Origin of the sequence: Heliomarina baculiformis, assembly GCF_019966545.1 — a bacterium.
In the GTDB taxonomy this organism is placed as follows: domain Bacteria; phylum Pseudomonadota; class Alphaproteobacteria; order Rhodobacterales; family Rhodobacteraceae; genus Heliomarina; species Heliomarina baculiformis.
In genome coordinates this window covers 1-12,862 of sequence record NZ_JAIMIC010000020.1, presented here as the reverse complement: position 1 = coordinate 12,862, position 12,862 = coordinate 1, and the positions used below count along the sequence as shown (strand labels likewise).

At 59.1% G+C, this 12,862-nt stretch carries 11 protein-coding genes and 1 pseudogene; 10 read left to right on the top strand and 2 right to left on the bottom strand.

Annotation, left to right across the window (positions count from 1 at the left end):
- Positions 1 to 3: 3 nt before the first annotated feature.
- Both MF268_RS23955 and MF268_RS23950 read right to left on the bottom strand, forming a co-directional pair.
- The gene (locus tag MF268_RS23955) at positions 4 to 525 is read right to left on the bottom strand and encodes a TRAP transporter small permease (protein ID WP_238373245.1); all 522 of its coding nucleotides are present in this window, start codon (positions 523 to 525) and stop codon (positions 4 to 6) included.
- Positions 522 to 1,547 carry a TRAP transporter substrate-binding protein gene (locus tag MF268_RS23950; protein ID WP_238373244.1) on the bottom strand — a complete coding sequence of 342 codons (1,026 nt, stop codon included), beginning with the start codon at positions 1,545 to 1,547 and terminating at the stop codon, positions 522 to 524. The genes MF268_RS23955 and MF268_RS23950 overlap by 4 nt, the downstream gene beginning before the upstream one ends.
- A 170-nt stretch (positions 1,548 to 1,717) precedes the next feature.
- Between MF268_RS23950 and MF268_RS23945 the strand changes: the two genes are divergently transcribed.
- The 10 genes and pseudogenes from MF268_RS23945 to MF268_RS25520 form a co-directional block, all read left to right on the top strand.
- A complete protein-coding gene (locus MF268_RS23945) occupies positions 1,718 to 2,674 on the top strand; it encodes a PDR/VanB family oxidoreductase (protein WP_238373243.1) in 957 nt (318 codons plus the stop codon).
- Positions 2,675 to 2,685: 11 nt separating this feature from the next.
- Positions 2,686 to 4,032: an aromatic ring-hydroxylating dioxygenase subunit alpha gene (locus MF268_RS23940; protein WP_238373242.1), complete on the top strand. Its 1,347-nt coding sequence runs from the start codon at positions 2,686 to 2,688 to the stop codon at positions 4,030 to 4,032.
- Complete coding sequence (locus MF268_RS23935; protein ID WP_238373241.1) at positions 4,029 to 4,508, top strand: aromatic-ring-hydroxylating dioxygenase subunit beta; 480 nt, start codon at positions 4,029 to 4,031, stop codon at positions 4,506 to 4,508. Before MF268_RS23940 ends, MF268_RS23935 begins: the two co-directional genes overlap by 4 nt.
- Positions 4,505 to 6,127, top strand: coding sequence for an AMP-binding protein (locus MF268_RS23930; protein WP_238373240.1), 1,623 nt, complete (start codon positions 4,505 to 4,507; stop codon positions 6,125 to 6,127). Before MF268_RS23935 ends, MF268_RS23930 begins: the two co-directional genes overlap by 4 nt.
- Positions 6,124 to 7,296, top strand: a complete 1,173-nt coding sequence (locus MF268_RS23925) for a thiolase family protein (RefSeq protein ID WP_238373239.1) — start codon at positions 6,124 to 6,126, stop codon at positions 7,294 to 7,296. The genes MF268_RS23930 and MF268_RS23925 overlap by 4 nt, the downstream gene beginning before the upstream one ends.
- A complete protein-coding gene (locus MF268_RS23920) occupies positions 7,293 to 8,543 on the top strand; it encodes an SDR family NAD(P)-dependent oxidoreductase (protein WP_238373238.1) in 1,251 nt (416 codons plus the stop codon). Before MF268_RS23925 ends, MF268_RS23920 begins: the two co-directional genes overlap by 4 nt.
- Positions 8,540 to 9,322 carry a cyclase family protein gene (locus MF268_RS23915; protein ID WP_238373237.1) on the top strand — a complete coding sequence of 261 codons (783 nt, stop codon included), beginning with the start codon at positions 8,540 to 8,542 and terminating at the stop codon, positions 9,320 to 9,322. The genes MF268_RS23920 and MF268_RS23915 overlap by 4 nt, the downstream gene beginning before the upstream one ends.
- The gene (locus MF268_RS23910; protein ID WP_238373236.1) at positions 9,319 to 10,044 is read left to right on the top strand and encodes an SDR family NAD(P)-dependent oxidoreductase; all 726 of its coding nucleotides are present in this window, start codon (positions 9,319 to 9,321) and stop codon (positions 10,042 to 10,044) included. Before MF268_RS23915 ends, MF268_RS23910 begins: the two co-directional genes overlap by 4 nt.
- Before the next feature lie 285 nt (positions 10,045 to 10,329).
- Positions 10,330 to 12,624, top strand: coding sequence for a methyl-accepting chemotaxis protein (locus MF268_RS23905; RefSeq protein ID WP_238373235.1), 2,295 nt, complete (start codon positions 10,330 to 10,332; stop codon positions 12,622 to 12,624).
- Between the two features lie 155 nt (positions 12,625 to 12,779).
- A pseudogene (locus tag MF268_RS25520) lies at positions 12,780 to 12,862 on the top strand (hypothetical protein); the annotation flags it as partial.

Genomic DNA, 12,862 nt, shown 5'->3' with positions numbered 1-12,862 from the left:
CTTTCAGATCTCCTCGGATTTTCCCTTGGGTAGCCGCATGACCGCGAGCCCCAGCACGATGATGGAAGATGCGGCACACAAAATGCTGGCCGCGAGGGCGACCGGCATCAGAGGCACCCGCAGGTAAACAGTCGTTTCGCCATAAGCGCTCAGCCGTATCCCGTGCTCCCACAGCTGCCAGGCGACAACCGCGAGCACCACCGCGACAATGATCCGCGCCATGAAAGTCTGCACCTCGGCCAGTGGCCCCTTGAGGCGCGACGTGAACAGATCGACCGTTATGTGGCCGTCATCAAGACAGATCGCCGGCAGGCCGGCAAAGACGATTGCCATCACCAGCAATTCGGTCATTTCCGAGGCGCCGGGAAGCGGACTGTTGAAAAAGTAGCGCCCCAGCACATCGACCAGAGTCACGCCGGTCAGCGCCAGAAGCAGCAGCCCGGTCAGAACCGCCGTGATGCGCCGGAACGTCTGGCGCAGGGCGCTTGCGCGACGCCCTGCCCCGGTTTGGCGGGTGTCCGTCATTCGGACAGAACCGCCTGGGTTTCATTGCGCAGCATTTCTAGCGCCGCGTCGAAATCGACGCCCTTTTCGTCGAAGGCCTTGCGAACCGTGTCGTAGAGCGGCTGCGACATTTCCTCGACTGCCACCATCTCTTCTTCGGTTGCATCGTGGAAGTCGACGGTCCCCTCGAGCGCGGAAAGACCAGCCTCGTCAGCAGCATCCCAAGCCTTGCCTGCCATCCGGACGAGAGCCTCGCCCGAGACTTCGTCGATGGCAGCCTTGTCGGCATCGGACATGCTGTCGAATTTGGCCTGGTTCATGACCATGAAAAATGACACGTTATAGAGGCCGCCATCAACGCGTAGCGCCTTGGTCAGCAGCGAGTCGAGCTTGAAGAACGGCACCGATTCATAAGGGAAATAGATCGCATCCGCGACACCACCCGACAGAAGCTCGTAGGTCTTTGGCGACGGCGCCTGAAGCGGAACCATCGACATTTCCTCGGCCAGCTGGCTGGTCAGGGCTCCGGCAACCCGGATCTTGAGACCTTCGACTGCCGACATCGGGCTTACATCCGCGCCGGTCGTGAACATGTGACCCGGGCCGTGGCCCCAGACGGCCAGAACCTTAACACCCTGATGCTCGGCTTTTTCTGCCATCATCGCTTCGTGCACGCGCCAGTAGGCGACGGAAAGTGCCTCGGAATTAGGCGTGTTCAGGGGCAGCTCCGCGATCTGTGTCAGCGAAAAGCGGCCCGGCGTGTAACCGTGGACGCCAAAAGTAACATCGGCAGCGCCAGTGGCAGCAAGATCGAAATGCGCGGGCGGCGGCCCGAGTGGCGCATCGAGGATCTGCACGGTTACGCGGCCTTCGGTGGCTTCTTCGACATTCGCGGCCCAGGGCATCACGATATCTTTCACGATCGGATGCGACGGCGGCAGCCAGTTGGACAAGCGAAGCGTGGTTTCCTGCGCGGCGGCAGGAAGACCAGTCGAAGCAACCGCGATCGCGGCGGCCGAAATGGTCTTCATGATCTTATTCATGGTCGTCTCCCGGTTGGTTGTTATGGTCAGAGCGTAATCAAGCGTTCACGAGTCTGGCAATAAAAATATGAGTTTTCATCTTTTCATACTTAAACCTTGACACTTAAAACATCGCTCGCTCATGCTTAGGCAAGCCAGAGATGCCTGCATTTGCATAAAAAGGGGAGGCCATGTCGGCCATCACGTTGACAGTCAAGGAAGTGCGGAAGGCGGCAGAGCTAATCCGCGTTGTCACTCTTGTAGCGCCCGATGGCGGTACACTTCCGCCTTACGAGGCAGGAGCACATGCCGAGGTTCACCTGCCCGATGGTGCAACACGGCCCTATAGTCTGATCGACTTTGACGGCGCAGCCAATGAACCCAAGGCCTATGTCTTTGGAATCAGGCTTGAAGATGAAAGCCGCGGCGGATCCCGGTTCATGCACGGGCTGGCAGAAGGTGACACTGTCACTGTCGAGCCCGCCAAGAACGATTTCCCGCTTGCCACAGACGGCGTACCTTCGGTTCTGATCGCCGGTGGAATCGGCATCACGCCGATGATCTCAATGGCCACCGCGCTAAAGGCAGAGGGCCGCGACTACCGTCTGCATTATGCGATTCGCGACGACAGCGCCGCCGCATTCATCGACCGGCTGACGCAGGACCACGGCGACCGCCTATCCGTGCACCGAGACGATCATGCGGGTGGGCCACTCGATATCGCGAAGGCTCTGAGCGACGCTGACCCACAGTCTCATATCTATGTCTGCGGCCCAAAACCGATGATTGAAGCGGTCAAATCACAAGCAGAGTCAGCAGGATATCCAAGCGAACGCGTTCATTTCGAACTGTTCGACGCGGCCGCCGATCAGGACGACGATTCTGCGTTTGAGGTAGAAGTCGCGTCGACCGGCGCGGTCTACACGATCCCGCCGGGCAAGACGATCATCGACGTGCTCGAAGAAGCGGGCGAAGATCTGATCTATGATTGTCAGCGCGGCGATTGCGGTATCTGCCAGACAGATGTGCTTGAGGGCACGCCCGATCACCGCGACGTGGTCCTGTCGCAAGCCGAACGCGACAGTGGCAAGGTCATGCAGATTTGCGTCAGCCGCGCCAAGTCTGCCCGCCTGAAACTCGACATCTGACGGAGGAAGTCATGACGACCTATCGCACAAAACAGGATATCGAGGCGCTGGTGACACCGTTTCAGGTGCATCGCGACGTCTACACCTCGGATGAAGTCTATCGGCTTGAGATGAAACATCTCTTTGCCAACAGTTGGGTGTTCGTCGGCCATGACAGCCAGACCCCGAACAAAGGAGACTACTATACCACCCAGATTGGCGATCAGCCCGTGATCCAGGTGCGTCACAGCGGTGGCGAGGTCAAGGTTCTGCACAACCGCTGCCCGCACAAGGGCACCAAGATCGCTATTGATCGCACCGGTAACACGGGCAAATTCTTTCGCTGCCCCTACCACGCGTGGTCCTTCAAGACCGATGGCTGTCTTCTCGCGATCCCGCTCAAGAAAGGGTACGAGGGGACCGGTCTGGACCAGACGGAAAATGGCAAGGGCATGAAGTCGGTCGGGGCGGTGATGAACTACCGTGGTTTCATCTTTGCCCGGCTGGCAGAAGAAGGAATCGGGTTCGAAGAGTACTTTGGCGAGTCGCTATCCTCGTTCGACAACATGATCGACCGTTCCCCCGCCGGGAAGCTGGTCGTTGCCGGACAGCCACTGCGTTACATGCACCGCTGCAACTGGAAGATGCTGGTCGAGAACCAGACCGACACCTGCCATCCGATGGTGGCGCACGAAAGTTCGGCCGGGACCGCTGTGAAGATCTGGGAAGAAATGGAACAGCCGGAGGGGGCACCCAAACCGCCCGCGATGCAGATCATCGCGCCCTTCATGTCGCCTTACGAATTCTTCGAAGACATGGGCATCCGCACATGGCCCAACGGCCATGGCCACACCGGCGTGAGCCATTCGATCCATTCGGATTATTCGGAAATTCCCGGATATTTCGAAAAGATGTCCGAAGCCTACGGCGAAGAAAAGGCCAAGCAGATCCTTGGAGAGAACCGGCACAATACGGTCTATTTCCCGAATATCATGATCAAGGGCCCAATCCAGCAGCTGCGCAATTTCATCCCTCTTGGCCCCGATAAGACACTGGTGGAAAGCTGGATCTATCGACTTGTCGATGCACCGGACGAATTGGTAGCGCGTACGGCGATGTACAACCGGATGATCAACGCGCCTACCTCGATCGTCGGACATGACGATCTTGAAATGTACGAGCGTGCGCAGGAAGGTCTGATGTCTGATGGGCTGCAATGGGTGAATATCCAGCGCCTCTACAAGGAAGATGAGGATCTCGACACTCAGGCCGAGGAAAACGGGACTACCGAACGCCAGATGCGCAACCAGTTCCACGCCTGGACCAAGTTCATGACCATGTCGCTGCCAAGCGAAGACGCGCTGGAGGCTGCAGAATGACCATCACCAAGGACGACCTGATCGACTTCGTCTATGACGAGGTCAGGATGCTGGACGAGGGCAGGTACGACGACTGGCTCAACCTCTGGACCGAGGACGGCATTTACTGGATGCCGCTTGACTGGAAACAGAAGGATGAGATCAACGAAACCTCGCTGATGTATGAAGACCAGTTCATGCTGCGTCTGCGGGTCGAAAGGCTGACCGGGGCGCGGACCTTTTCGCAAAAGCCCAAGAGCCGCTGTCATCATGTGATCCAGCGTCCTTATGTCGACAAGATCGACAACGACGCGGGCGCGTTTCTGGTGACGACACAGATGCACTACGTCGAGACACGCCTGGACGATCAATTCCTGCTGGCGCTGACCGCGCAGCACGAGCTGGTTCTAAAGGACGACGCGTTGAAGATCGCACGGAAAAGAGTCGATATCCTTAACTGCGACGCCGCATTCGGCAATATCCAGTTGCTGCCATGAGTGAAATGCCCGCCACGGTCCATGACCTGTTCTCTGCCTCCGCCACGCGTTGGCCGGAACGCTCTCTGCTAAACGTGCTGCCTGAAACGGCTGCAATTTACGCGATCCCGGAGGGCGAAGTCACCTATGCCGCCGCGCAAGAACGGATAGAACATCTGTCGTCGGAATTCGCGAAAGCGGGTTTTGAGACCGGGCAGCGGGTCATGTTGCTGCTTGAGAACCGTCCGGACTTTTTCCTGTACTGGCTGGCGCTTAATGCCCTTGGCCTGTCTGTCGTTCCGGTCAATCCGGACTTGCGCGCGGCCGAACTGGAATACATGATCGAGAATGCCGAACCCGCTCTCGCAGTCGCCATTCCCTCGCGTATTGCGGAACTTCGCGAAGCTGGTGAGGCGGTTGGCCGACCCATCCCCGTGGTGGCACCGGATCAGCCGATCCCTTCGCCCTTCGGCGCCCCAGTGTTCGACACGTCCTGTGATCCGCAGCATCGCGAAACCGCCATGCTTTACACGTCGGGCACCACCGGGCGGCCCAAGGGCTGCGTTCTGGCCAACACGTATTTCACCGAGGCCGGGGACTGGTATGCCAAGGCTGGGGGCGTCTGCACCCTGACCGAAGATGGCGAGCGTATGCTGACGCCGCTGCCGATCTTTCACATGAACGCCATGGCCTATTCCTTCATGGCGATGCTGACAGTCGGCGGGTGCCTTACCGCGCTCGACCGGTTCCATCCGCGCAGTTGGTGGGCCTCGGTTCGCGACAGCGGTGCGACCTGTCTGCACTATCTGGGCGTGATGCCCTCGATGCTGATGGGGCTTCCCGAAGATCCTAAGGATCGTGCCCATTCCGTCCGCTTTGGTTTTGGCGCCGGCGTCGATCCTCGCCTGCATGCTGCATTCGAGGAAAGGTTCGGTTTTCCGATTATGGAAGCTTGGGCGATGACAGAAACCGGCGCTGGCGCGGTGATTGCCGCCAACCACGAACCTCGGCGTGTCGGAGAAGCATGCATTGGCCGTCCGGGACCGGAACTGGAGGTCAGGATCGTCGCCGACGACGGAAGCGACTGTACGGACGACATGCCCGGTGAACTGCTGGTAAGACATAGCGGGCCGGACCCCCGGCATGGGTTTTTCAAGGAATACTGGAAGAATCCAAAGGAGACGGAGAAGGTCTGGGAAGGCGGCTGGTTTCACACGGGCGACATTGTCCGGCAACTCGACACTGGCGATATGTTCTTTGTCGACCGGAAGAAAAACGTGATCCGTCGGTCCGGTGAAAACATCGCGGCAGTAGAGGTTGAATCCGTGCTGATGCGCCATCCCGCGATCACCGCCGCCGCCGTGGCCGCCGTGCCGGATGACATCCGGGGTGATGAAGTCTTCGCCTGTCTGCAGGTCAATGCCGATCCGTCACCGGAGCTTGCTCGGCAGATCACCGACTGGGCACTTGGACAGATGGCCTATTACAAGGTGCCGGGCTACATTGCCTTTGTCACCGACCTGCCGCTGACCGCGACCAACAAGATTCAGCGTGCGGCCTTGAAATTGCTGGCCACTGACCTTCTTGCGGATGCGACGACCATCGACCTGCGCAAATCAAAGAAAAGGCAGATCGCATGAGCCGTCGCCAATCCTATGACGGCGTCGTTGTCACTGCGCCATTTTCAACGCCATATGAGCGGTATTCGACCCAGACAGCCCATTACTGGCTGGCGCGTGCCCTGAAGGGAACGCTCGACGCTGCAGGGCTTCGGAAAGAAGGCATCGATGGCCTGTCCGTCGCCTCATTTACGCTTTTCCCTGACAGCCCTGTCGGACTGTCCCAGCATCTTGGCGTGACGCTGAGGTGGCTGGATTCCATTCCAATGGGCGGGGCCAGCGGGGTCGTGGCGCTGCGCCGGGCGGCGCGGGCGGTTCAGGCAGGGGATGCCGAGATCGTCGCCTGTGTTGCCGGAGACACCAACCATATCGACAGCTTCCGCAAGCTGCTGTCGAGTTTTTCGCGCTTTGCGATGGATGCGGCCTATCCGTATGGCTACGGCGGCCCAAATTCGATGTTCGCCTTGCTCACGGACCGTTACATGCAGGAATATGGTGCGACCCGAGAAGACTTTGGCCGTATCGCCGTCGCGCAGCGCGAAAACGCCTTGCGCAATCCCAACGCGCTGATGAAAAGGCCCCTCAGCCTCGAAGATTACCTTGAGGCACGACCGATCTCGGACCCGATCGCGCTTTTCGATTGCGTGATGCCCTGCGCCGGGGCCGAAGCCTTCCTTGTCATGTCAGAGGAAGAGGCGGTGAAACGCGGCCTGCCCTTTGCGCGGATCGCCGGAACAATCGAGCGCCACAACGCCTTTCCCGATGATCCGATCCAGTTGCGCGGCGGCTGGGCGCTTGATGTCGAGGACCTCTGGTCCATGGCCGGAATGAAACCCGCCGACATGGACCTCGTGCAGACCTATGACGACTATCCCGTGATCTCGGTGATGCAGTTCGAAGATCTGGGTTTCTGCAGTAAGGGCGAAGCACCTGCTTTTCTGCGCGACCGTGACCTCACGGTGACCGGAGACCTGCCGCATAATACCTCGGGCGGACAGCTTTCGGCCGGTCAGGCCGGGGCGGCAGGCGGATTTCTCGGCATGGTCGAAGCGCTGCGACAGGTCACCCGAACCGCCGGGCCGACGCAGGTCGCCGATGCGAAAAACGCACTGGTTTCGGGCTTTGGTATGATTAACTATGACCGAGGCTTGTGTTCCGGTGCCGCCATCCTGACCGGAGAAAGCGCATGACCGATCCACTCGCCCGTCCGCCAAAGAAGAACCCGCAAAAGGTTCAGACCGTCCCGGTCCTGCCACCCTCCTTTCGCAGCCGCGCGGCCATGGGGTTGACTGCTGCAGCCGCAGAAGGCCGATTCAAACTGCAACACTGCGCCGAGTGCGGCACGGTTCAATATCCGCCGCGCGATGCCTGCGTTTCCTGTCTCGGCCTCGAGCTGTTGTGGAAGGATACCGATCCGGTCGGAGAGCTAATCGCTGACACCATCGTGCATACCTCGCCCAACCTATATTTCCGGCGTCAGGCACCTTGGCGTTGTGGTACCGTGCGCCTGAGTGCCGGTCCTTCGATCTTCTGCCATGTCCATGGCGATTGCGTAAAAGGCAGCGAGGTGCGCCTGCTCTCCCGTCTCGACCGGGCGGGTCAAGGCGTGCTGATCGCCATCCCCAAGGAGACGACGCCCAACATGGCAGACGATCCCGAACTTCGCGAATTGGGGGCCGACCCCAAACACCGACGCGTTCTGATTACAGATGGCCGACAGCCCGGAGCCCCGGCACTAGCCAAGGCTCTGCTGGACGCCGGTGCCATGACGGTTTTCGTTGGGGAAGGCGAGACGTGGCGCCCCTATCCGGAACGGAGCGCGCTTGAAAAGATGGACGGCGTCAACCTGATGCCGCTCGATCTGACCGACACAAGTTCGGTAGTCGAACTGGCCGGAGAGATCGGTGGCAAGGTCGACATCCTGATCAACAACGCCCGTTTCATGCGTCCTGGCGGCGTGCTGGCCCGTGGCGACACGGCCTTTGCTCGTGACGAGATGGAGGTGAACTATCTGGGCCTGATGCGACTGGCACAGGCTTTCGGACCAGGTATGAAAGCGCGAGGTGCCGACGGCATCAACAACGCCGCAGCCTGGGTCAATATCCTGTCGATAAACGCCATCGCCAACGACCCGGCCTATGGAAGTTTCAACGCGTCGCAGGCCGCCGCCCTGTCCTTGGCGCAGTCGCTACGGGCCGAGTTGCGTCCCGGCGGCGTAAAGGTCATGACCGTCTTTTGCGGTCCGACCGATGACGATTGGTATCAGGACGTTCCGCCGCCCAAGCTCTTGCCCGGCGCCATTGCTCGGTCCGTCGTACAGGGGTTGCGCGACGGGGTCGAAGACGTCTTGTGCGGGGATGTCGCAAAGGACTACGCAGAACGATGGCGGCAGGACCCACGGGTTCTGGAACGCGAACTGGCAGGAGATGTGGGATGAACGCTTTGACCCAGATGGCCACTGCCCTGACCCGCGGCGAGATCGAAGTGGTAGACCTGACCCACACGCTTGACCCGGATTTCCCGGTTATCATCCTGCCGCCCGAATTCGGACAATGCGCCCGCTTTCGGATGGAGGAAGTCTCGGCTTACGACCATCGCGGACCGGCTTGGAAGTGGCACAACATCTCCATGTCCGAACATACCGGCACCCATTTCGACGCGCCGGTTCACTGGGTTTCGGGCCGCAACGTGGCCAATGGCGCGGTCGACGAAATCCCGGCAGAGGCCTTCATCGGTCCTGTCTGCGTTATCGATTGCTCAGAAGGGGCGGCGCAGGATGATGATTTTGAACTGACCCCGGAGATCATCGCCGAATGGGAAGCCACCAACGGACGCATTCCAGAAAACACATGGGTTTTGATGCGCACCGACTGGTCCAAGCGCCGGGGAGCCGACTACCTCAATATGCGCGAGGACGGTCCGCATTCGCCCGGCCCCACGCCCGAGGCGATCCGTCTTCTAGTCGAAGAGCGCGGCATTCGCGGTTTCGGGACTGAAACCGTCGGCACCGATGCGGGACAGGGGATGCATTACGCGCCGCCCTACCCGGCGCACTACATTCTTCATGGCAATGGGCGGTACGGGCTTCAATGCTTGACCGGGCTCGACCAGCTGCCCGCCACCGGCGCGATGCTGATCTGCCCGCCGCTCAAGATCCGCAACGGCACCGGCAGTCCGCTGCGAGTACTCGCACTCGTTCCAAAGGGGGCATCATGACCGATTACACGGCCGTCATTACCGGCGGCAACAAGGGCATCGGCGCCGATCTGGCGCTGCGCCTTCTCGAGCAAGATTACCGGGTTATCACTCTAGCCCGCCATGCGCCGGATTTTTCGCACGAGAAGCTCGAACATCTCGACTGCGATCTGCTGGATCCCGATGCTGTGCGAGCGGTGGCCGATGACATCGGCGCACGCTTTGAGGTGACCCACCTCGTCCATAACGCCGGGGTCATCTGGCCCAATCTTATCGAAGATGCCAAGCCATCGGACATCACCGGGTTGGCGCAACTGCATCTCGGTTCGGCGCTGACCCTGCTCCAATCCGCGCTTCCCGCGATGAAAAAGCGCGCTTTCGGTCGGGTCATGTTCAATTCGTCCCGCGCGGCCCTTGGTGCCGCAACCCGCACCGCTTACGGCGCCAGCAAGGCCGGTATGATCGGGATGGCCCGCACGTGGGCGCTGGAACTCGCTCCCCACGGAATCACGGTCAATGTTGTGGCGCCCGGCCCCATCCAGACGGACAATTTCTGGGGGATCATTCCGAAGGGCAGCGAACGCGAGGACGATCTCGCACGGCGCATTCCTGTCGGACGGCTTGGTCAAACCGACGACGTGACCCGGGCTTTCCTCTTCTTCTGTGACCCCGCTAACGGGTTTGTCACCGGCCAGACGCTCTATGTCTGTGGTGGCTCAAGCATCGGGTCGGTTCAGATCTGATAAAGGTTTTTCTCAAATTGATGTACCAAGCCTTGATACGGGCGTGTTCATACTGTGGATGCACATCGGATTGGCCTGTATGTTTCGAATTGGGCAAGTCGGTTCAGCCTGAAAAAACATTTGAAGGTCTGTGACTTAGCCAAACTGAGGCGGTCAAGGGCATCCCGGTGTATCGGTCAGCGATATATAAGCGCTTTAGTGCGGTCAGTCGACTGCCATGTCCATTCACGAATTCGAAGGCCTTTGCGGGCAGGGTCCGCCAAAGGCTCTTAGAACGGATTCGGCATGAAGAAATTTAAGGTCAGTACTGCGATCAGCGCTATCGTAGGCATTGCCGTGGCCACGATGGCCCTGATGCTCGCGGTAGGCGCAGTCATGTACGTCATGAATGCCCGCGCTGCCAAGGAACGCGCAGAGGCCAACGACCTGGCCCTCGTGATGTCCCATGTAAGGAGGGACCTGCTCCAGGCACGCCGAGCCGAAAAGGACTTTTTGCTACGTTCCGAAGCTAGGTACGTCGAACAACATGCCGAGATCATGGCACGTATCGGGACAGAGATTCAGGCGGCGGCCGCCGCTGCGGCTGATTTGGGCGTGGACCAAGCAGACGCGCGGTTTACCGAAATGATGCGGGGCATCGCCGAATACGAAACAACCTTTGAACGATTGCAGGCGGCGATGATCACGCTTGGCCTCGACCCGAAATCGGGACTTCAAGGTGAACTGCGGGCCGCTGTCCACGACGTTGAAGAATCGCTGGAAACAGTCGACAGCGCGCCTCTACAGGTCAAAATGCTTATGATGCGACGCCATGAAAAAGATTTCATCCTGCGCGGCGATCCGTCCTACCTTGATCGGCTGAACGCACGCGTCAGCGAGTTTCTGGAAATGGCACCCGCCGTCTTTCTAGACTTTCGGCAGCGCGGCGAAATCACGGCATTGTTGAACCGCTATCAATCTGCCTTCGCCAAATTCGTCGAAGTTCACGTCGAGGCCGCCGCGCTGCGTGGCGCCCTCTCTGACCGTTTCGCCGAGGCAGAACCGCTGTTCGAAGACATCGACACTCGGATTGCGGATCGCATCTTAGAGCTCCAAGCCGATGCCGCTCGGAATGCAAAATACGTCCTAATCGGTGCCGGAGTGGCGCTGGCCTTTCTTATCACGCTGTTTGTTGTAGTGGGCCTGCGTCTGGCGATAGCGATCTCGAGACCGCTGCAGGTTCTGACAGGAGCCGTTGACCGTCTAGCTGACGGCCATCTCGATATTACCTCGCCGACGTCGCGGATCAGCGAGGTATCATCGATCTCTGCGGCGCTTGAGATTTTCAAACAGAACGCGATCCAACGAGAAGAACTCGCTCGAAAGGCCGAAGAGGCTGAGCGCGCGGAGGAAGAAACCCGCGAAAATGCAATGAAGGCCGAAGCAAAGCGCGCCGAGGCTGAAAAGCAGCAGGCGGAAGCCGATCACAAGCGACTGGAAGAAGAGCGCGCGAACGAACAGCGGATCACGGCCGAGGTCGCGGACGTGGTGGCTGCGTTCGCGCGGGGCGATTTCACCCGGCGCCTAAAGACCAGTCAGCAAGACGGCATGCTGGCCAACCTGTGCGAGGGGATGAACCGTATCGGCATCGCAACTGAAGCCAGCCTTGCCGACGTCAGTACCGTCCTCGAGGCACTGGCCGAAGGCGACCTGACCCAGCGCATGCCCGAGCATCACGAAGGCATTTTCAAACGGATTGGCATGACGCTGAACCGGACATCGACCGAACTGACGCGCACAATCGAGCAGATTGCTGAAAGTGGTCGCACGATTGACGGATCGTCAAACGAAGTTGCAGCCGCCGCCGATGATATTTCCCGTAAGGCCGAACAATCCGCAACGTCACTCGAAGAAACTGCCGCAGCCATCGAACAACTGACAACCTCGGTCCAATCGACTTCGGCCAATGCCAAAGATGTCAGTGCTCAGATCCACACCACCGAACAGCAGGTACAATCCTGCGCAGAGATAACTCAGACCACGGTCGGCGCCATGCAGCGAATCGAAAAATCATCTGATGAGATCGGCAAAATCACTGAGGTCATAGACGGCATCGCGTTCCAGACCAATCTCTTGGCGCTGAATGCTGGCGTAGAGGCCGCGCGAGCTGGCGATGCGGGGCGAGGCTTTGCAGTTGTCGCTTCAGAAGTGCGAGCATTGGCCCAGCGGTCATCTGAGGCTGCGCGAGAGATAAGTACATTAATCTCGAATAGCGGATCTCAGGTCAAATCCGGGGTCGAACACGTCAACAAAAGCAACACTGCCCTCGAGCAGATTCTTGAGGCAGTGCAGATTGTTACCAAGAGTGTCAACTCCATTGCAGATGCGACTAGGGATCAGTTCACGGTGATATCGGAGATATCTTCTTCGGTCAGTCATCTCGACCAGGCCACCCAACAAAACGTGGCGCGCCTGGAAGAAACTACCGCGTCTAGCATGGCCTTGCGCCAAGAAGCGTCGTCTCTTGCAGACGAGGTGCGCAAATTCAAAACTAACTCGTCGTCCCTCCAAGCTGGAGAAGAGAGACGCCTGAGAGCGTAGGTTTTTGCAGAAGGCCTATTGTACCGAAGTAGAAAGACATTCTTGAAAGAAGCCAAGCGGCGGTAATCTGGCCTTTAGAAAGTCTATGATCCTTTCACCACAATCTAATCACGAAGTTCTGACATTGAGTTCTGAACGTTTTTTGAATAGCACCGCGTTTCTTTGACGTCGGTATTGCCGAGCAGCACGGGGTGACCTTTGCCGCCGGGATGGCGGCGAGCGGGCTGCGGCCGTTCTG